The organism is Methanopyrus sp. SNP6 (assembly GCF_002201895.1).
Classification (GTDB): domain Archaea; phylum JAADCQ01; class Methanopyri; order Methanopyrales; family Methanopyraceae; genus Methanopyrus.
The window spans coordinates 1243811-1265371 of the sequence record NZ_CP019436.1 but is presented as its reverse complement, the minus strand read 5'-3'; the positions used below and the strand labels follow the sequence as shown (position 1 = coordinate 1265371).

General features: G+C 58.7%; 12 protein-coding genes. 4 read left to right on the top strand and 8 right to left on the bottom strand.

The features are described 5' to 3' along the window. Position 1 precedes the first annotated feature (1 nt). Entirely contained in the window at positions 2 to 1540 is a 1539-nt protein-coding gene (locus tag BW921_RS06940; RefSeq protein WP_148689133.1) for a hydantoinase B/oxoprolinase family protein, read from the bottom strand. Further along, on the bottom strand, positions 1530 to 2942 hold the full coding sequence (locus BW921_RS06935) for a Mur ligase family protein (RefSeq protein ID WP_168168838.1): 1413 nt from the start codon (positions 2940 to 2942) through the stop codon (positions 1530 to 1532). The genes BW921_RS06940 and BW921_RS06935 overlap by 11 nt, the downstream gene beginning before the upstream one ends. Before the next feature lie 32 nt (positions 2943 to 2974). Between BW921_RS06935 and BW921_RS06930 the strand changes: the two genes are divergently transcribed. Continuing rightward, a complete protein-coding gene (locus BW921_RS06930) occupies positions 2975 to 3796 on the top strand; it encodes a mandelate racemase/muconate lactonizing enzyme family protein (protein WP_148689131.1) in 822 nt (273 codons plus the stop codon). 65 nt (positions 3797 to 3861) lie between these two features. Here the strand turns inward: BW921_RS06930 and BW921_RS06925 are convergent, their stop codons facing one another. Together BW921_RS06925 and BW921_RS06920 are read right to left on the bottom strand one after the other, a co-directional pair. Further along, positions 3862 to 5361, bottom strand: coding sequence for a hypothetical protein (locus tag BW921_RS06925; RefSeq protein ID WP_148689130.1), 1500 nt, complete (start codon positions 5359 to 5361; stop codon positions 3862 to 3864). 192 nt (positions 5362 to 5553) lie between these two features. Then, on the bottom strand, positions 5554 to 6978 hold the full coding sequence (locus BW921_RS06920; protein WP_148689129.1) for a prenyltransferase/squalene oxidase repeat-containing protein: 1425 nt from the start codon (positions 6976 to 6978) through the stop codon (positions 5554 to 5556). Positions 6979 to 7166: 188 nt separating this feature from the next. On the opposite strand from BW921_RS06920, the gene BW921_RS06915 reads away from it, so the two are divergent. Further along, complete coding sequence (locus BW921_RS06915; RefSeq protein WP_210400453.1) at positions 7167 to 12275, top strand: cobaltochelatase subunit CobN; 5109 nt, start codon at positions 7167 to 7169, stop codon at positions 12273 to 12275. Between the two features lies 1 nt (position 12276). Here BW921_RS06915 and BW921_RS06910 read toward each other — a convergent pair whose 3' ends face one another. The 3 genes from BW921_RS06910 to BW921_RS06900 form a co-directional block, all read right to left on the bottom strand. Next, the gene (locus BW921_RS06910; protein ID WP_236953829.1) at positions 12277 to 13911 is read right to left on the bottom strand and encodes a radical SAM protein; all 1635 of its coding nucleotides are present in this window, start codon (positions 13909 to 13911) and stop codon (positions 12277 to 12279) included. 74 nt (positions 13912 to 13985) lie between these two features. Next, the gene (locus BW921_RS06905) at positions 13986 to 16478 is read right to left on the bottom strand and encodes a DNA-directed DNA polymerase (RefSeq protein WP_168168836.1); all 2493 of its coding nucleotides are present in this window, start codon (positions 16476 to 16478) and stop codon (positions 13986 to 13988) included. A 56-nt stretch (positions 16479 to 16534) separates the two neighbouring features. Beyond that, positions 16535 to 17197, bottom strand: coding sequence for a precorrin-2 C(20)-methyltransferase (locus BW921_RS06900; protein WP_168168835.1), 663 nt, complete (start codon positions 17195 to 17197; stop codon positions 16535 to 16537). A gap of 4 nt (positions 17198 to 17201) precedes the next feature. On the opposite strand from BW921_RS06900, the gene cbiT reads away from it, so the two are divergent. After that, complete coding sequence (gene cbiT, locus BW921_RS06895) at positions 17202 to 17756, top strand: precorrin-6Y C5,15-methyltransferase (decarboxylating) subunit CbiT (RefSeq protein ID WP_269466713.1); 555 nt, start codon at positions 17202 to 17204, stop codon at positions 17754 to 17756. A 9-nt stretch (positions 17757 to 17765) separates the two neighbouring features. Continuing rightward, positions 17766 to 18725, top strand: a complete 960-nt coding sequence (locus tag BW921_RS06890; RefSeq protein ID WP_148689123.1) for a hypothetical protein — start codon at positions 17766 to 17768, stop codon at positions 18723 to 18725. Here the strand turns inward: BW921_RS06890 and BW921_RS06885 are convergent. Beyond that, entirely contained in the window at positions 18722 to 21454 is a 2733-nt protein-coding gene (locus BW921_RS06885; protein ID WP_168168832.1) for a DEAD/DEAH box helicase, read from the bottom strand. The two genes, BW921_RS06890 and BW921_RS06885, sit on opposite strands and share 4 nt — an antisense overlap. Between the last annotated feature and the right edge of the window lie 107 nt (positions 21455 to 21561).

Sequence of the window (21561 nt, the reverse complement as noted above, 5' to 3'; positions counted from 1 at the left end):
GTCACTCCCCGCTCCCGTAACCTCCACCGCCAGCTGTGCGCACGACCAACATGTCACCGGGCTCGAGCACGGTCGAATCTTTCGGGCCGAGCCTCTCCACCTTCCCGTTCGATCGCTCGACCTCGTACTCAGAGGTCTTCCCCGGCTTCCCACCGTCGACGCCGCGCGGCGGGTGCATGGTCCGGTCACCTATCACGGTCACGCGACAGCGCTCCAAGGCGAGGTATCGCTTGACGATACCGTCACCACCGCGGTACTTACCTTCGCCTCCACTCCCACGCCGGACCGTGTGCTCGAGGATCCGAATCGGGTACTCGCGCTCCACGTGCTCGACCGGAGTGCTCGCGGTGTTAGTCATGTACACGTGCACGGCGCTCTCCCCGTCACCGTCCGGGGACGCGCCGGCTCCACCGCCCACCGTCTCGTAGTACGCGAACCCTGCCCCACCGATAGCTACGTTGTTCATGGAACCGTGCGAGTGGGCCGGTAAGTTCGAGATTGCTTCGCGTAGTGCGTCCAAGATGGCATCCACTATTCGCTGAGAAGTCTCAACGTTGCCCGCACATACCGGAGCCGGTGGCTCGGGATTAACTACCGTCCCGCGCGGTGCTATCACCTCGATCGGTCTATACGTACCCTCTGAAACGGGTGTCTCCGGGTCTAAAGCCGCCTTGAGAGCGAAAAAGACCGCGGAGTACGTGACAGGCAGAGGCGCGTTCACGGGACCCCGGGTCTGCTCGTCAGTCCCAGTGAAGTCGACGGTCACCTCATCCCCTTCCACAAGCACGGTCACGGATATACGCACAGGGTCCTCCGAGATTCCATCACCCTCCAGGTAATCTTCCCCGGTGTACTCTCCGTCGGGAACCCGCTCGATGGCGACGCGCATTCGACGCTCGGCGTAGTCCTTACACCACTCGCAAGCCCTCTCCCAAGCCTCACATCCGTGCTCGTCGATGATCCTCCTTACCTGACGACATCCCCGAAACGCCGCGGCGATCTGAGCGGTGAGATCGTATCGTCGCTCCTCACCGCCACGGGAGTTCGCCTCGAGGAGACGTAGCACGTCATCTCGGATCTCACCGTCCTCTGCGACCTTGATCGGGGGGATTCGGAGCCCTTCCGAGTATACGTCCTCGGCGTCGTGAGGCATGCTCCCTGGGACCTTCCCACCTACGTCGGCGTGGTGCGCACGAACCACGGCGAACGCCATGAGCTCGTCGTGGAACGCGGGAGCTACGATGGTGAGGTCGGGAAGATGGGTACCTCCGGAGTACGGGTCGTTGAGCAAGAAGGCGTCTCCCGGTTCCATCTCTGAGGGCTTGAATTCATCTAAGACGGCTCGTACGGCCCACCTCATCGATCCGAGATGCACCGGAATGTGTTCCGCTTGGGCTATTAGCTCACCGTCCGCATCGTAGATCGCGCAGGAGAAGTCCTCCCGCTCGCGAATGTTCGGGGAGAAGGCGCTACGACGGAGCAGGGCCCCCATCTCCTCGCAGGCGTATATGAGAGCTTGCCGTATGATCTCATGCTTCATCCGAAGGTCCCCCCAGCACCGAAGTCAGACCACGCAGGAAGGCGCGCTTGACCCGGTCGTACGCGTTCACCACTCCTGGTCCTACGTGGAGCAGTACATCTCCCTCCTCGGACCGTGTGGCCACCTCCTCAGCGGCCTCTCGGACCGAGTCCACAGCCACCCCCTCGCAACCTGCCGACTCGGCACCCTTCACTACCTCCTCGGCGGCCGACCGGTCGAGCCGTTCCAGGGTCTCGTTGTACCCGCTGGCCGCCATAAAGTCCGCGTATTTCCCCACTATCCGCCCGAATTCGAACTTATCGCGCTCAGTCACAGTGTCTGGGTTATCTACGCTGACGAGCAGTCTTCTGTCCCGTTCGTCCGCGAGCTCCCGGAACGATGGAAGCGACGCCTTCAGACCGTCTGGGTTGTGCGCCGCGTCGATATAGGCGACACGGCCCGAGAGTTCTCCAAGCAGTTCCATGCGTCCGGGAACACCCTCGAACGTGGCGAGACCATCGACGAGGCACTCAGGATCGACACCGAACTCTAGGCAGGCGGCGACGGCCCCAGTGCAGTTCTCGACGTAGTAACCGATCAGGTGGAAGTCGGCCTCCACCGAGACATCAGGACCTCTTACCACAAGGCGTCCGTTCTCCCTACTCCCGTAATAATCGGCGTTGGGATCCCGCACGGAGTACCAGACTGCGTCGTTCAGGCGCTTCCGCAGCTCCTCGCAGTCGTAGCAGGCCACCAGTACTTCGCTCATCTCGGTTATCGTGAGCTTTCGACGGACGTACCTCTCGAAGGAACCTCCGAACTCGTCCAGGTGCTCCGGTGAGACGTTCGTCAACACGCCGACGTCCAGCTCGATGCCGGCAGCCAGTCTGATCGTTCCATGCGGGAGCTCCACGACGGCCACATCGTAATCCTCGATCTCGCCCGTTACCACGCCCTCCACTATCGCCTCGATGACGAGGTGTCTATCGAGAGACGAGCACCGCCAAACCTCGTACCCGGAGGCTTCCAGGAGATGTGCCACCGCCCATGTCGTGGTGGTCTTCCCGTTCGTCCCGGTGATCCCGATAGCGGGCACGGGGAACAGGTCCCTCAACAGTCCGGCAACATCTTCGACGGTGATCTTCTCAGGAACCAGCTCCGCGAGCTTCCTACCTTCGGCATCTTCGGGTATCGCAGGAGATACGAAAGCCGCATCGGCCGACTCGAAGAGATCTCGATAGTGTCCCCCGAGAACCACTTCGACGCCCTCGCGCTCTAGAATCTCAAGATACTCGCGCTCCTCCGTAGTGAAGTCTTCCCAATCGCGGACATCGTTGATTACGACGTCGTACCCCGCGTGGTTCAGCAGCCGCGCCACCGACCGTCCAGCACTGCCGGCTCCGACAACTATAACCCGGCTCAACTCTCTCACCCTCCCAGCGGGGCAGGTTTGCCTTGAAACCTATCGAGACTCGTCGTGTCACCTTAAACGGTGCCGCCGGTCGCGTCGACGGCTACGTGTGCCGAGTTTATTCATCGGAGGGTCATTATGGGACCGGTTTCGGGTTCGACCCGACCGTAGCCCACGAGATAGCCGTGATGGACGCCGAAGCCCGGTCCCAAGGCCTCCCGCTCGCGGAACTACTGGGAGGAGAACCGAGAACCATCGAGTCCGCGTGTTCTGTCCACGAGATCGGGAAGCACGGGGCACTTCGGGAGGCGCGTGACAACCTCTCCGTCGGGTACACCGTGGTCCGTGTACGCGCCGACTCGGCGGGGTTGTCCTCGGTGTCCGCTCTGGACTTCGAAACCGTACTTCTAGAGTTCACGGACAAACCTTCCGAGCGGATCCTCGAGGAAGTGCGGTCCGTGTCCGATGCGGAGATAGTCGTGATCTCGCCGGAGGAGTTCGATGCGGATGTTCCCACTTACGTCCGTGTGACGTCGGAAGGAGACATCCACGGGCTGAGCTCAGCCGAGGGGGTAGCCTTGAGCGTTCAAGAGGTGGGTTTCTTGGACGTGGTGCTGCTTGGACGCAAGGCTAGAGAGCTCGGGTTCAAGATCATCGTGTTAACGGAAGTGGAAAGTGCTATCTCCGTAAAGGCGGCGGCTCACGTGGCGGGCGCACTGGAGGCCGAATACTGCGACCTCTCAGGACATCTGGCCCTGTACGAAGATTTGGAATCCCTAGGGTACGCACCCGAGGTGGAGCTGACGGGTCCGGGACGGGAAGTCAGGGTGAATCATGATCCCTACGAGCTCGCGGAAGCTCCTTGACGCCCTCAGTCAAATCGTTAATGTGTTCGTAACATTTACCTAGATGTGGGCGTGGGAGAGAAACGTTAGCGGCACCCGAGCCGTCGGCATACCGCTAACGCCAGAGCGAGCATCAAGGGATACACTGAAAGTTTCTTCCTCTCCCTTTGAGCGCCAGTTTCTTGATTGTGCTTCCCAACTCCTTGCTTCGCCGCCTCGTACTCCATCATCCACGTCGGCAGGTGAACGGCGATGTAGTTGGCGTACACACGGGCCACTTTCTCCACAGCATTCGGAGCATCCAACAGACCGCGCCTCACGTAAATCACGTACATGTCGGCGTCAGTGCCCAGCTTATCCTTTGGAATCCTGTAAATTCTCGTGTTGATGTACACCGTTCGAGTCTTCTTCCGACCGCCTTGTACGTACGTGTACTTCTTCACATCGGCCACAGTCTCCGCCACTAACTCCGCACCGAAGTGCCGCAGAATAGCCTCCGAGTAGTCATAAGCCTCGGGTTCGTCACCCTCGGGGCCGTGCTCAGGGTTACCCTCGAACAGCTTGCGATCTGTGATACCAGTCACTGTGGTGTACGGGAACGCGATCACGTACCTAACGCCATGCTTGCAGAGACTCTGCATCAACTTCTGGAACTGCTCGTACCGGATCTCCCAGCGCGACTTCTCCCACTTCTCCGGACCGATCTCCGGGTTCTGGAACGCGAAGAAGTAAGCCTTACCCTCCTTTACGAACGGGTTCCTCAACGCCCAGTCGACCTCACCTACCGGAATTGTCGTCCCCAGGAAGTCACCGAGCCTCTCGGCGACACCACGCAGCACGTACATTGCGTTCGCCTTGAAATCGTCCCAGTAACCTATCCGTAGAGTACCGAACATTAACTCGAGGAGACCGACCTCATCCTTGTGGTCTCTCAGGAAATCCAGGAGTTTCTTGCCCTTGTACGTCGAGAACACGTCTTCGGGGTCACCCTGTCCGTTCGGTCCTACCAGGTCCTTATCGGCCTCTTCTTGGATGTTCATGAAGAACAGTTCCGGTACGATACCGATGTCGTTTTTGCGGTCCCAATCCGTGATACCGAATGGCTCGTAGTGGATCGCGCATTTAGGTACCTTATCTCCGAGCACGATATCGATAACTTCCGGGATTTCCACGCATTGGTGCTGTCCTCCCTCATTCACGAAAGCCGGTAGCACAACGATCAGACCATCCTTACCGGAGTTCGTGAACTCCTCAGCCTGCTTGAGAGCGTAGCCGAGCTCTGTCTTCAGAACCTCCTCACCCGTGTTCACTTCCTCCTGATGAATGACGTACTCCTTACCGCCCTGAAGCTGTACCATGGTCGTGTCGTAGGTTTCGAAACTGCCTGGGTACACTTGGATTTTGTATTCGTCGTAGGTCACACTCAAAATCTCCTGGACTTTACTTGGAAGTTCGTGAGCCATGTAGACCCAGTGCGGATCGTAACTGCCGTGATACGGCACCACTACGGCGATTTTAGGACTTTCGCTGGCCGTAACTGGACTCAGTGCCACCAGCAGTCCGACTATGAGCGCGTGGGTTCTCAATGCCTGACCCCCGACTCGGGAGCCCATACAGATTTTTTTAAATTAAAATAATATGAATTTTCGTCAACTAAACTTCTACACTGTATGTGAGAAATAGTAATTCAAATTTGTGAACACGGTGACTGGAGAAATTATCGGACCTATTTTACCAGCGGCCGCTTGTTAGGGAGAAGTGCGGATAAAAGGAAGGAGTCAGCGGCGTCGTCGTGCGAATAGCAAAGCCAACACCGGCCACACAGGAACCTTCGACGTTTTCGTTTTAGGCACCAACTTCCAGACGTCCGCCGTAGTGCGCTTCAACAGCACTTCGGGGTGCGAGAACGCCACCGCGCAGATCAGTCCGAAAAGCTGGCTCGACGGTGTCACGTACTTGAACATCTCCGAGTTCGGGTACGGGAAGTATCCGATCCCGTCAGTCTCCCTCCACTCGTGAGCTACCCACTCCGCCTCGTTCTCCAATGTTACTCCGACTGATTTCATCTTATCTACGGCTCTTGATCCAAGGCCTAACTCCCGCGCCAACTTCAGCGTGGCCGCTATGAGGGCCGTGTACCCGAGGTACGGACCGCAACTCTCCAGTCGCGTCGACGAGTAGGCCCACCCTAAGACCTTCTTCCCGTCGAACTCCACTACTGAAATGTCCTTGTATTTGAGCGCCCAGTCCACGATAGCCTCCAACGCCCTGTCTATCGACTCCTTAAGCTCGGCCTTATTCAGCCCCAGTTCCTCCGATATCGAGTAAGCGTCGATCAACGCGAGCACTACCTGGGCTTCCGAAGGTGGTGCGTACGAGGACCCCATGATGGCTGAAGACTCCATCTTCCACAGCCCGACGTGCTCACCTTCTCTCTCCTGGTGAGAGAGTAACCAGTCAACCGCCCTACGGATCGCCTCTTTTACCTGTTGGACGGTCGCGTCGTCGAGTTTAAGAAGGTCCCTGTACCGGTATGCCTCGCACAGCGCACGCAATGCCCATCCAGTGTACAGTGGATCTCCGGTCGTGGACCACTCTTTGTTGGCGCTATATCCACCGTCTTCCAACTGCTGGTCGATCAGAAACCTCACAGCTGAACGCGCGTGTTCAACTACGTCGTAGGTAGTACCATCGTAATTTACGTTCTTAATGTTCAACCTCAGTGCCGGTATTAACACTCGAACTAACACCTGAGAAGTACGCAGGACGTGACCCTTACCAGATGGAAATCTAGTTTTACCTTCAGTTAAAACCACTTTCCATCCCCAACCACCATCTTCTTGTTGAAGTGATAGAATCTTAGCTAGTCCGGTGGTGATACCTTTCTCAAACCTAGATCGTTCTGGTTTGGGCCACGTCTTCGGTGTTACTTCTCCGCTAAGTAGTCCAAGATATATCCCAGATAAGGCCGACATGTTGCCGTAAATTACCTCTCCTGACGTCTCCCACTTAGATCTTCCGAACTTACCTTCCCAGTACAGTGAATCGCCTTCCTGAACCATTTTTAACTCCTTAACGGGTACACCAAGTTCCCTTACCTTATCGATCTCGAAGTAGAACCTAACCGATTTGTCGATGATCTCTCCCCAACTAACCGCATACGCGGACGTCGGCACCATCAGGGCAACGATAAGGGCCGTCATCGATATCGTGCGCAGACCCTCCCACCCCCACCGAAACGGTTATCTATTTAGATAGTCCTCACTTCGGCTCAGGGGTACTCAAGGGAATGTTAAAACATTTACGAACCACGTTAGCTGTGTTATTCTTCATGTCAATCGTATTAATTCAAATTTTATATTCCGGCCCCGCTTCCGCCTTCGAGATAACGGTGCTGAGTACCACACCGCTACCGAACGCCGATGAAGTAGGTAAGGAGCTGGGAGTCCAAGTCCACGTTCATCGGATTCCGAAGAATCCGGTAAGCATTGGAAACTTAAACTGGGAGGAGATCTCGAAGGACGTTGTATCAGCAGATGTACTGGTGATCCAGCGTATGGGTACGGTTCCAGCGTCCTTCGTCCGAGAGTTGTCTAAGAGGACACTGGGGGCGGCCCTAGACGACCTCGACGTGCTGGCAGAAACCCTGGCTTCAACGAAGCGCGTGGTCGTGGTTGCGACGTCCGATCCGGAGCGCGCGTTGGTCGTCATCCGCGGTCGGCCCGTGAAGTCCAAGGTGGCCGTCGCGGCGCACATCTGGCTGTGTTTAGCGGCGGGAGATACGCGCGCCCTTGTGACGTTCCTACTATGGCTAGCGAATCCATCCTTCCCGACGGACGCCGTGGAACCGCCTAGGACGATCTCCAGGACTGTCCTCTCAGCTTACGTCCCTGGGACCGGATGGATAGATGGGATTCCACGCCCCGACATCGTGACCTTCCGGAGTTGGTTACAACGTCTGGCTCGCGGGGAAGTCAAGGGGACCGTGGTACTCTTCGGATACAAGCGGAAGTTACCGAGTTGGGTAATAGATACCCTTCATGGGATGAATCTGAGTGCGTTCGCGTCTCATCTTCCAAACGACCTAGTTCTGGTGCTCGCCCACGGGATCGACGCCGTTAGTCCTAGGAGGAAAGCGATCCTACGGCTCACGGAGGCGTTAGACGGCATCACGAGGAGGTACGGAGTCAGGACCGTCGCCGTCTTCTGCGAGTCGTCGTTCGTGAAACCCTTCGAGATACTTTCCGAGCTGGAAAAGCAGGGCAAGCGCGTGGAGGCCGTGATCAGTGTTCGTGCGTTCACACTGAACTTCCCGAAACCGGCAGAGTACGCCGTCATCAGGTTGAACGTACCGATGATTCAGGTGGTGTTCCCGTTCACCGGGGACGCCAGCATGGGGCTGGGGGAGTACGTGACCAATAAATCGGGACCCTCACTCGAGTGGACCTACCAGGTGCAGCTAGGTTCCGAGATGGAGGGGTCCTTCTGGTACCGTGTGTTGTGGTTGAACGGGAAGGACGATGAGCCAGTGCTGTTACCAGGGACACTGGACGATCTCGGGAGGCTGATCGAACACCTGCTCCGACTCAGGCTGCTGCCGGATCGTGAGAAGAGGGTAGCGCTCGTCGTTTATTGCTACCCCCCTGGACGCTCGGAGCTGGGAGCGGCGTATTTAGACGTCCCGAGAAGTCTCGCGCGGATCCTGGCCAGGCTGGCCGGCGAAGGTTTCGATCTGGGTCCAGGAACTGGGTTCTTTCGGGAACTCTACGTGGAGTACAGAGAGAGTTCGCAGACGGCACGGTTCCTCGAGGACGTGTTCGTCGCGGTGTTCAACGCGCTATCCTCAGCGATAGATCCTAACGATCCACGTCGGTCGGTGCTGCTGCTCGCTAACGTAGGGCCGTGGGCCAGGGGAGAGCTTCGACGGATGTTCGATCTGTACGAGGGAGGGTACGGTGAGTGGTCTCTAAACGTCGACGGACGTGATGTAGAAATCGAGGTGCGTGATGGAAATGTGGTGATAAGGTTCGACGGTCGCTCGTTCGTGCTATGCTCCGTCTCCCGTGACCAACTGATTCCGGCCGAAAACGTCCGAGAATGGTTCGAGGAAGACGTCGTAAAGCGGCTGAACGCGTACCTAGACATCGTCCGCAGGTTGGATCCCGATCGGTACGAAGCGGCCAGAGCTACCGTGGAGGAAATGATCGAGGGATTCCTGAGAACATGGAAGAGTGTGACCGACAATCTTGGAATCATGACGGATGGCCACCGGTACCTCGTCCCCGCCCTCAGGTTCGGCAATGTAGCGGTAGTCCTGCAGCCAGTCCGTGGTTGGTCGGGGAGTCCCGAGCTAGTGTACCACTCCCGGGAACTGCCTCCGCACTGGCAGTACATCGCCACGTACGAATGGCTACGTAAGGTCTTCCACGCGGACGCCGTAGTTTACGTGGGAACCCACGGCACTTTCGAGTTCCTTCCGGGTCACGACCGCGGGCTCACGATCACCGACTGGACGTACCTACTGCTCCCGGACGTTCCCCAGGCGTACTTCTACATCGTAAGTAACCCTGGCGAGGGGACGTTGGCTAAGTACCGAGGCGGGTCCGTTATCATCACTTATCCGTCACCACCGTCAGGATATTTCAGGGACTTCCACAGATACGCGGAGCTGGAGAGGTTGTGGTCGCAGTACGTGAGTTCCTCGGTGTACGACGAAACCGTGCGAGAACTCATTGCGGAGAAGATCCTGAAGAAGACGAGGGACCTGGGGATCCTCGAGGACGTTGTGAAGTCTATCTTCGCGGAGCGCGGGGAGAGTCCCCCGAAGGACCCTGAATCTTGGGTAAAAAGACACTTGGAGGAGTTCCTCGACGGCCTGCACGATTACCTGCTAGCACTTCGGGACGAGAAAGTGTTCTACGGTCTACACGTGATAGGAGGGAATCTCCCGACAGGAGTAGCAGTAGATCAAGCCGCGCTGCTTTTCGCTCCGAAATTCGCTCCCTACTTAGCGGTCACCTCGGGGTTGATCCCAAAGGCCGATCTCGAGCTGTTTCGGAGGTTGGCGGACGAGGATCCGGACTTTTATCATGAGGTCAAGATGAGGACGTACGAGCTTCTTCGATCGATCGTCCTCAGGATATGGACGGACCCATTCATGCGATCCGTTCTGTTGCAGTGGGTTGAACTCAAGGACGAGGGAGAGTTGAAAGATGACGCGTCATTACTGTCGAAAGCCGATAGTATACTGCAGCAGCTTAAACCTAGTTTGCTGGCATTGTATCGATCAGTTCTATCTGAAATAGGGCTACTAAAGACTACGGATCAGTACGACCAGAATATCATTAAACTCATAGCCGAGGCATTCAGAGAGTTCGTTCATGTGTACAAATCCGGTGAATATGAGCTCGACAGCCTGATCAACTTCTTGAGGGGCGGCCATGTCCCGACGGGAGGTTTCGGAGAACCTCTGTGGAATCCCAAAGCTTACCCGACCGGTAGGAACGGTGTAACGTTCAACCCGTATACCCTCCCAACGCCGGAGGCGTGGGAGATCGCGAAGCGCCTGGTAGACGACATGCTAGCCAGATACTACAGAGAACACGGCAGATGGCCCGAGACGGTTTCAGTGATCCTCTTCGCCTCACACGAGCTGACATCCGGCGGACTCGGTATAGCTGAAGTCCTGTACCTACTTGGTGTCGAACCCGTGTGGGACCCGGACGGTGGAAAGGTTTTGGGAATCAGGTTGATACCGATTAGCGAGTTGAAGGTGAAAGTCGACGGTAGGTGGATCAACAGGCCGAGGATAGATGTGGTGGCGCTGTGTACTGCTGTATTGGATTCTATCGAACCAGTAGTTCAGCTATTGGCGGCCGCGTTCCGGCTGGTCTCCAGAGCCGAAGAACCCATCGAGTACAATTACCGGAGGAAGCACTACTTAGAACTCCTGAGATCCGGGGTACCAGAGCCGTTGGCGGCCACTGGGGTGTTCGGGGAGCCCCCAGGTGACGTCCAGGGGACTGGTGTTAACAGGTTAGTGGAGATGGGCTGGTCCGAACTCACTGAGGGGTTGGGAGTATCGAAAGCGGGGTCGGTAGACGAAAGGTTCTCAGAGCGTATCGTGAGGACGTTCGAGTCCAGAGTGGCGTACGCCTTCTCAGTTCTAGGTAATTCGAGCGGACCTGAGCTGCGTATGGAGGATCTGGAAGGTTATGAGGCAGCCGTTAGGGCAGTGGAGATCTTCAGGTACCTGGCCGGCACTATTGACGTCGTTATCGATCAGGTAGTAAACGCGTTCAACGTGATAGACGTGAACGATTACTATTCGTGGATCGGCGGGATAGCTACGTACGTGAGGTCGATCCGAGGGAAGGAGCCGACGGTGTTTCTCACAGTCGCACGCGACCCGACCACCGCGCACGTCCAGACACTGGCGGAGCGACTGGCGATCGAAGTAAGAACGGAACTGTTGAGCCCTAGCTGGTGGAAGGCGTTGATGTCACACGGACCGGATGTGGGATGGCACGAAGTGATGAAGCGCGTCCAGAATATCGTCGGCATCGCGGTGACGATGGCTCAGGCCAGACCGATGGTTCAAACGCTGTTAACAGAAGTGGCGTCGACAGTACTTTCGGCTCTAGAACGATACAGGCCAACCACTCCGAACGGATGGGCCGCGGTACAGTCGACACTATCGTGGCTAGTGGAGGCGATACGTGTAGGTCTATGGAGACCTGACCGAAACACCCTTGAGGTCCTGATCAGGACTTGGGCTGGGGTTACGGCCCGATACGGTCCATCCACATGCCACCACACGAGTCCTAACCCGTCTACAGTGCCGTTCGTCCGAAATTTGGCGGAATACTTGGGTCTCAACGATGTCTTGAACATGATTCCGAAGATAGTCAAGGCATACCGCACACTGGACAATCCACGGATAGCTTCGAAGATTGTTAACGGGATAGCATCGTCGAGGGTAGTTACGTCTAGGAACTCCAATAATAATGTGCCAGAGCAGTCCACCAGAAGTGTGGGGAACTGGATCACCTCGGTGGAGATTACGACGACAAATGTGGCCAAAGCGATCGAAAGTTGGGCATCCCGAGCACTGGTAGGACGACGTAACCTGTCCAGATCACAACGGTCGATGTCCACTAAATCCCCACTAGGGATCGGTCTCACAGTGGTCGGATCGAACTTTAAGTCGATGTGCAAGACAGTGGTGTCGACGGTTGGTGAGGTCTTTTACGGTCGGATACCTTCCGGAGGAAGGGTTACGACCGAGCTCACTCACGAACTAGTGAGGACTAGACACGCGGGCGGAGAGTCCACTCCCGGGTCGAACGCCGTCAGGAGGTCGAACCCTGTGACCATGGTAAGGGAAAGCTTCCCGGCGCCATCACACAAGATGATATGGGAGTGGGTGATCGGATTACTCGTCACTTCCTTGATTGTGGTCATCTGGTTTAGGTGGAAGTTCCGTGGGTGGAATTGGTGATTCAGAACGTGAACCAGGATCGCAGGGCGTAGGGAACTCGCGGTCTCCGACCCTTTAGGAACGCATCTAGGGCCTCCCTATCACCAACTCCTGGTAACTTCGCTAGGACGTCCGGACCGTCCTCTCGACGTATCGGTATCGGGATCACCTCGACGGAACGGGCCCTGTGACCCACCACCAAGCCGTCTATCCATTCACCGGGTTTCCGCTCTGCGAGCAACCTGCAAGCCACGGGGTAAGAGCCCACCTGCCGCGCGAACTCCGGTTCTCTGGGTTCCACTCGGAGGCGCCTCAAGACGGTGCCCTTCGGTAGCACTCGGCGGAGCAGGACGGGATCCACCTCCTCCCGGACGAAGCGCTTGAACGCGGTCACTCGCTCTCTGTTGCGCTCGAGCCACTTCGTACCGTGCTCTTCCATCTTCGTACCCGGGAAGGGTACAACGTTCCTGACGTTGATCCGGCGCACCCGGAGACCACGTTTCACCATCTCTCGGAGGACATCTTCGTCGCGACGGTAACGCTCCCTGTCCTCACCGATGAGACCGCACACGAAGTTGAGCCCCGGCAGGAGGTACGGCATCCCGTTCCAGCCGCGGTGCCCGCCTACGGATGTTACTACCTCGATGGCCCGGAACACCTCCTCTTTGGACTCCACGTTCAAGTTGTTCTTCCTCGCCACCCGCTCGTCGAATGTTTCGACGCCGAATGCCACGACGTTGCCGGGAGTGCCATAGCGGACGAGCACCTTCGCGATCTCACGGGATTCGACGGGGTGCTCCGCTATCACTGCCGGGTTCGCATTGTCCACGTGGAGTGTCACGAGGTCGGGAGCGACGGTGCAGATTCCTCTGAAGAGCTTCCCTAATGCCTCGGGGTTCGGTCGGGGTCGCTCGGTCTCTCCGATCCCTTCTGCCATATAAGAGAACACGCAAGGTTGTCGTCCGACTCGGAACCTGCGGACACCCACTCTGTACAGTGCCTTCACCTCCTCGACGACGTCCTCCGGCGGTCTGAAATCGGGCTTACCGTACCTAGGAACCTCGGTGCAGAACGAGCACCCACCAGATATGAAACGTGGGCAACCACGGTACGTTTCTAGCTCAGCGATCACCGCGTCCGGATAGTCCAAGTGCTCGCGGGCTGCGAGTGCCCCCTTCACGGAGTATTCCCGGAGTTCCTCGATCGATCTCCTCCGATCGGGATCGACGGCTTCAGGCGAGCCCTCGGAAACTAGATCGTACACCACGGCCTCGACGTCACCTCTGGCGATTATATCCACGCCCTCGACCTCGGTCTCGGGTAGCTTACCGCCGACTCGACCGTGCCCGGACTGAGCCGCGGGTCCGCCTAGAACTGTGACGGCATCGACCTCGATGAGGATACGAAGCATCTCGGAGAGGTCCGCCGGTCGGGCGCCGAGGTACTTCCCAGGCGTGTGCACTCCGCAGATACCTACCACGACGTCGAATCTGTTCAGATCGACGTCACCTGACCTCACCCGCTCGATGGGTACGTACCGCACCTCAGTGGCTCCCGCGGCCCGGGCTGCGCCGTAAGCGTACCTAGGGTGAGTACCGAGGTAGGGTGGTACACCTAAACCCGCCGGCTCGTCCGTGTATCCGTCCAGAATGGCCACTCGCAAGGAGAACACCCACGGTCGGCCAGGGTGAAGCCGATCACGGATCACTTAGGGGCGCTCTCGTCATCCCGTCAGCCGAAGAACTGATCCAGCGTCTTCTGCGAGGCCGTCTCACCGACGATCTGTCCGCGGGAATAACCTATCGCCTGCATGATACGCTCCACGGCCGGCAGTATCTGGTGCTCGATGTAGTAATCGACGTCGGGTTCCTTCTCCCCCTCCCGCACCAGCTCCACAGGATACGCCTTGTCGCTGACACTACCTGGACCGCGGACGATGACGTACCTCACGATGGTGCCCGGTTCGGGCTCCACTCCGAGATGCCGAGCGAGCCGTAACGCGGCCCTGACGTGGGGACCCTTCTGAACGTACTCTGAGGGCTTCTTCGTGAGCTGGGACGTAACCGCGAGCTCCTCGATGTCGACGTCGCCTGACTTCAGCCTCTCGAGTACTTCGTGAATCTCCTTCAGTGCCGCCTCAGGGTCGTTGTCGGCTAAGATCCGCTTCAAGACTCGACGCTGCGTCTCCCTGGCGACGGGCGCCCAGTCCCGTCGTACCATTTCCAGACCTTTCGTAACGATCTTCCCGTCCTCGGTGTACCCAGCGTACTTCTTCTTAGTCACGAACAGGATCCTTTTGTAGGCGTCCTCCAGCTCCAGTTCCACGGAGAGGCGGCCGTTGACGTCTTTCAGGAACTCCTTCACCCGATCGATGGTTTCCTCCAAGTCCGCGTCAGGCAACTTCACGAACAGCGAGTCCGTGTCCCCGTACACGACCTTCAACCCGTACTTCTCCTCCGCGATCCTTCGAACCTCGCTGATGTAGTAGCGACCCCAAGCAGTGACGCTCTCGGCACACTCACGGCAGTACCAGCGCGCGTTAGCCCAGCCCATGTAGCCGTAGTAGCTGTTGGCCAGGACCTTGTACGCCTGCTGTCGTACGTCGAGGATCTTAGCCTCGTGAGGATGCGACTCAATGTCGAGCTCCCGGAGACGGCGTTTGAGTTCACGCCGGCGTTCGATGAGTCTTTCCACGAGCCGGGGGAAGAAACCCTTACGCCGACTACAGAACTTATGACCCACGTCCGGCGCCACGGTCGCGTCCGTGGGGTTGTCCACCTCCTCGACGGTCACGCGCGGACAACAGTCGCAGTCGAACGTGTCGGGCGAGATGTTGTGTGCGACCATCACGTTGGGATACAGACTGGCGAAGTCCACGCAGACCACGTTCTCGTGGAGCCCTATCTCGGGCTCGAACACTATCGCTCCCTTGTACGCCTTGCGACGCCGCCGCTTGTACTCGTCTCGAGTCGGCTTGTTCGGTATCAGGATATCCTCCTTGCGCGCTTTGTAGATGGCCCTCCATTCCGCGAGCTGCCCGAAGCTGAAGCGAGTCGCATCCGGCAGCGGCAGTCGTGTCAGGTAGGAGAGCTCCAGCTCGACCTGTGCCAGCTCGAGTCCCAGCTCGAGGGTGTAGTGAGCGTCCTCGGCCGAATACCTCATCAGTTCGTCCAGATCACCGCGCTTCCAGGCCTCGTTGATGTCGGCTAGCTCCATCTCCCCCTTCTCCACACCGAGCACGTCCTTGACGGCCTCCTCAAGCGTGAAGCGTTCCAGCTTGAGGTTCTTCCTCGCCGTGTGGTACAGATCGACGTGAGCCCGTCCGAAAATATCGGAGGCGTAACGGCCACCCCCGTGCTTCAGTATGATCCCACGCTTGCCCGCCGGCCGCGCCAGGGGAGAGACGTCGATACCCAGCTTCCTGGCCCGATGTTGCAGGTACGGCAGGTCGAACTCGTCCCCGTTGTAGGTGAACACTACGTCGGGATCGACACGGCGGAACTCGTCGAAGAACCTCCGCAGCGCGGCGGCTTCCGACCTGCACACGATGACCTCGGTTTCCACTCCGTCCACTTCGAACGACTCGTCTTCTCCCTTCCAGGTAATCACGTAGTTATGGCGCTCCCCATCAGGCGTCCTGTACGCGAAGCTGATGGCGATGATAGGGCCCGAAGCTCCCTTAATCGTCGTTCCGGGTTCCGCCAACACCTCGAGGTCGAAGCTGGCGACGACGAGGTCTTCGATCGGATAGGGGCGGTGGTCCAACTCACGGGCGTCCTCGACGTCCGCGAAGTACGATGGAAGTCCGGACCAGGATCCCTTGTCCAGGTCAGAGACGTCGACCTCGGACGCGGGCGGCAGATTGAGGTCGACGGCGGCACGGCGTACGAAGGGGATATCCGCTTCGTAGATTTCCTTCACGCCGTCCAGCTTCTTGACATGCTCGCGCAGTTTGGGAACGACCTTAGGGTGCGTGGCGACGATCCGTAGGAGCTCCACCCGGTCGCCGCCGTAGGGGTGCTTCAACAGGGCTTCTTCGACCTCCACTACACCACTCAGACGCTCCACCTCGGACGGATCGAACCCATCCTCCACCTCCGCGTAGAAGTAAGGACGAAACCCCTTAACGACGAGGGTAGCCGGGTTCCCGTCCTCCCGCCGACCTACTAAGATGACATCGGGTTCGCCCTTCCTGGCGTAATCTACCCACACCGTACGGAGCAACACTCGCCCCCGAACTTCTCGGGTAGTCACCGTGTAAAAACCCGGCCCCCGCCACCTCAAGGTCGGAGGGCGACTATCGTGCACAGGTAATTGGGCTCGAACTCGGCCGCGCTTACACGCTCCACTCGCTCTCCCTTGAACCCCAGATCCCGGCACGCGTAGACCTCGAACCCCTTCCGGAGGAGCCTCTCGATGCCTCGCCGGGTCGGTTTATAGAGTATCACCGTGTCCGTGCTTTCAAGGTCTTCCGGCGGTTCCCGAGTGCAGATGAGGACCTTATCACTTTCCATCGCTAAGGGACGGCCGATGCGGGCCGCACAAAGGAGTCCCGCGGGAATCCCAGGGACCAGCTCTATCTCGAAGTCCTCTAGCGGGATCCGCTCCACGATGTGCCAGAATGTGGCGTATAGGGTAGGATCTCCGAGGTTACAGACCGCCACCTCGTGAAACCGCTCGAGCAGTTTCGCCAGGGTTTTAGCGGCCTTCGAGTACGCTCGATCACGTTCCTCCGGGTCTCTGGTCATCGGTGCGTAGTAACCAACCACTGTGGCTTCCGGGTCGACGGCGCGCACTATCCTGGCGGCTCGACTCTCCGCGCCTACGAAGGGCACCATCACGACAGGTACCTTCTTTATAATCTTAACCGCCTTACGAGTCAGCAGGTCGGGATCCCCGGGGCCCAAGCCCACTCCGTATAGGGTGGGTGCTCCAGTGTTCAATGTCGTGGACCCCTCTGACTTGGTCATAAAGGGTGTCCCAGGCCCCACCAAGCCGGTGATGAAAGCGACGGTACTGGCCGTACTTCGACCGCGACCGGGCGAGAGAATCCTCGAGATCGGCGCGGGATCGGGCTCGCTAACCCTCGAGCTGGCCCGGGCGGTAGGACCTCTGGGCCGCGTGTACGCGGTGGAAGGAAACGAGGAAGCGATCCGATCGTTGGAGCGGAACGTTCGGGACTTCTGCCTGAGGGATCGTATAGAGATAGTACGCGGGTGGGCCCCAGAGGTCCTGGAGGACGTGGGCAAGGTGGACGCCGCCGTCGTATCCGGTTCCGAGCGGCTGGAAGAAGTGCTCCTCGCCCTCGCCGAGCGCGTGCGACGCGCGATACTGCTAAACGCTGTCACGCCTGAGACCTTCTCCGTGGCTGTCAAGGCGCTCGACGGCTGGCGACGATCCTGCATATGCATGGTATGGGGGGAGGGAAAGGTCCTCCGACGAGGGACGCTGTTCTCGGGGATGAGAACGTCCTATCTGGCGCTCTTCGAACCCGAGAGGTGAACACGAATGTTGCCCACCCTAGTGCTAATAATCGCAGTATCCATCGCGATGACGCCCGCTCACGCTCGAGTGGGAGGATTCATCTCCGGTCATTACTACTTAGACCCGGAGTTCGATGCTCCGAACACCTCTTTTGGGTCCGATATCGACGGGGATGGGCGCGTTGACAGGATCTGGTGTGCGGAGGCGTGCGCGGTGGACTTGTATAACTTAGGTGTCGCCATGGGATGGTGGAACGGAGACCCCGTGACTCCACTACAGTACGAGAGTTCGGCCACGGGGGAACACGACGACGATAACCTCGACATCATCGACGCCTTCCAGGCGATCGCGAGCCCGGATGCAGTCTCGAAGGTGTTCGAGGTAACTGTGGTCTCGCTGTTGAGTCGTCCTCCGGCGTACCACGCGGTACTCGTCCTAGGGGCCGTTCAAGAGGGATCTAGTCGATACTTCGTCGTGGACGACGAGTCCACGAGCAACGTAGGGGAGCTTTTGCTGGTCCCTTACGGCCTCTTCCTTTCCAACCTTCACCCCGGAATCCTGGAGTTCTTCGGGCCCGTGGAGGTCGTGAACAGGTTGTACTCGGCAATCTCCGGCGCTATCTCTCCATTGACGGTTATCGTGTCCTCTAAGCGCGGTCGTACCCTAACGGTCGTCTTGTTGACCGGCCTACCCGACGACTCCCTGGTGGCGTTCACGGAAGAGCTGTGGAAGGCCGTTCTGGGAGGGTACCCCGTCGCCGTCGCGGTTTCCAAACCGTTCCTGGATCTCGGCGGTGTGACCCGAATCCGCTACGACACACCGGTGACGGGAGACGTCGAGACGCGGACACCACTGAACGGTGTGGAGAGCGGGGAGGATCCGTCACCTCCTATAGGGATACCGGTACCTTTCATCGGGACCGTCGGGATTGCGGGATTGTTCTTCCTTCTGCTGACGTTCCTCGGGCTCTCTTACCTACCGATCTAGTCCCAGAACCGACGGGTGCGGAGGTAACGGAGGCGCTCCTGCAGTAGCTCACGATAGAAGTGTGGCTCACGTCCGCCGGTCGATCGGAGCACCTTGGCCGCGGCCTCGGGCCCGACACCAGGCACCGCGAGGGCTTCCAGAGCCTTGACACCGTATGACTCAAGCAGATCGGCCACCCGCCGGGCGCGCTCGGAGTTCTTCAGCAGCTTTTCTAGACCCTCCTCTGTCTTGGCGGCGATTAGGTACGTGGCGCCGCAGTCGGGACATTCGAGACCCTCCTCCTTGACGGTCTCGACGGAGCGTCGACCACGCCAGCCGCAGTTCGGGCAGCCGAGCCACAGCTTGCGTCGTTCCAGATCCCGCTTGAGCGTCTCGACCTGCGCGGCTAGGAGTCCTGAGGTCACGCGCCCCACCTCTCCGAGTCCCTCCAACACGTGCTCAGCGAACGGGGAAGGGTCACGCACTCGAACGATCTCCGCCTTCTCCTCCAACTCCTTCACCAGTCGGAACGCCACGGAGGTGTCGAGATCCCGCTCGACTTCTGAGACCGTCTCGTAGTACGGGGGCGTCCCCTTGAACGCCTTCAGTAGACGTCGTGGTGAGACGTCCCTGTAGTCGGCGTCCGGCTCTATCGCACCGAAGCGCTTCAGGACGTGCACCAGTCGACGCTTGAAGACCTCGGATTTCTCGACGATTCTGAGCGTGAGGGTGTGGAACCCGCGTTCGTCGGAAGGCAGCGTCTCCAAACACTCCACTAGGAGGTCCGCGTCGAGTCCCGCCCGCTTCTCCGCCGAGATCACGATCTTGTACGGAGTCGAGTACGTCCTGACCGTCGTCCCCAGACGTCCCGAGATCAGAGTCCCGAGGACCTTCTCCAGGGTGCGGTTGGGGTTCGTACCACCGTACACGTGGATAACCAGGGTCCCACCCAGATCCTCGATGACGGGCCTCCCTGGAAGCGGCACCGATGAGTGATCCCGCTGTCTACGGATTAGGTCGGCTAGTACCTTAGCCTCTCGACGTCCTAGACCGAAGGTTTCGGCCGCAACCTCGACGGCCTCGGTGAACCCCTCCTCCAGCGCCGCCTCGACCCGCCCGATCCCTTCCCCCACCTCGCGCGCCACCTCGTACGGGACGGGGATCTCCTCGCCAACCCATGAGGGTATGGCGCCCTCCACGGCCTCGGCCGGCGTCACCAACACCTCGTAGCGGTCATGATCCACGTCCTGCACGATCCACGGTCTACCGGCGCAGATGAATTTGATACCGGGTTTTAAATACTCGAGGACGAACGGCTCGTCGAGGACGCTAACGTGTCCACCGTTCTCCGTAACCACTCTGTAGTGTCGCTCGTCGGGGATCATGCTCAAGTTCGAGTAGTAGTACTTCCAGGCGTCCTTCGTCCGGTACACTCGGTCACCGCGCACCCGGAGCACCTCGATATCGTCCAGGAACTCGGCCACCTCTCGGAGCGTCTCAGCGTCGAGGTGGCGGTATGGGTAAGCGCGTCTGAACACCTCCAGCGTGTAATCTATGGTGACTTGGTGCCCGTCCAGGCACAACCCCACGAGCTGGTGGGCGAGGACGTCCAAGCAACCTTCAGGGATATCAGTGGGCTCCAAGGATCCCTTCAGAGCCCGACGACATATCACTGCAGCTTCCGCAAGATCGTCGGGGTTCGACGTTATCACGAGACCTTCAGCCCGTTTACGCCGACGGCCCGCGCGCCCCACTCGCTGCGTGAGTCGTGTTACTTGACGCGGCGAGCCGTACTGGATCACCAAGTCCACGTGACCTATGTCGATACCGAGCTCCAGTGAGCTGGTGCATACGAGGATGTCGATCTCACCTTTTTTGAACCTTTTTTCGACCTCCATGCGCTTCTCTCTCGATATTGAGCTGTGATGTATCTCCACCTCAACGTCATCATACTCAGTTTTCAGACGAGTTGCGAGTAGCTCGGCCATCTGTCTGGTATTGGTGAACACGAGGACGGAGTCACGTTCCTTCGCCAGCTCGTGGATCAGTTCCAGCCGTTCCTTAACCTCGTGCGGTCCAGTCGGGTGAGCTACGGAAACGTCCAGGTAACGCTCGGCCTCGATCTCCAACACCTCGACGTCGCGATCACCGACGAGGAACTTACCCACGCGGTCGGGCGAGCCTACTGCGGCGGAGAGGCCGATACGTTGGAAATCACCCGCCACTTCGGCGAGTCGTTCCAGTCCGAGCGTCAGTTGTACACCGCGCTTGTCCATGGCGAGCTCGTTAACTTCATCCACGATAACGTGACGTACGTGGGAGAGGTGCTCACGCATGCGCTTACCCGGTAGTATAGCTTGGAGGGTCTCGGGAGTCGTGAGCAGTACGTCCGGTGGGTCCTCCGCCTGACGCCTCCGCTCGCTCTGCGGGGTGTCGCCGTGGCGCACCGCGACCTCGAGACCCAGCTTTTCCCCCCACCATCGAATCCTTCGTAGTATGTCCCTGTTAAGGGCCCGCAACGGAGTGATGTAGAGCGCCTTGATTCCAGGCTCGTCGAGTTCACGTACCATTGAGAATACAGGTAGTACCGCGGTCTCGGTCTTGCCGGAGCTGGTAGGGGCTATTACCAAGACGTTCTTCCCGTCAATAATCTCGGGTATCGCTACGCGTTGGGGTGGAGTGGGCTCCTTAAACCTCGAGTACACCACTCTCTGTACGTCGTCCGGTAGCGCCTCGAACCCTTCGGTCATAGCCATTGACCCCGGCCGAATCGGTACGGCAACCCTCAATACCAGCCGAACGGCGGACTCATGTTGCCTTCGGTAGACGTCATGCAGAAACCGCAACGCTATTTCCA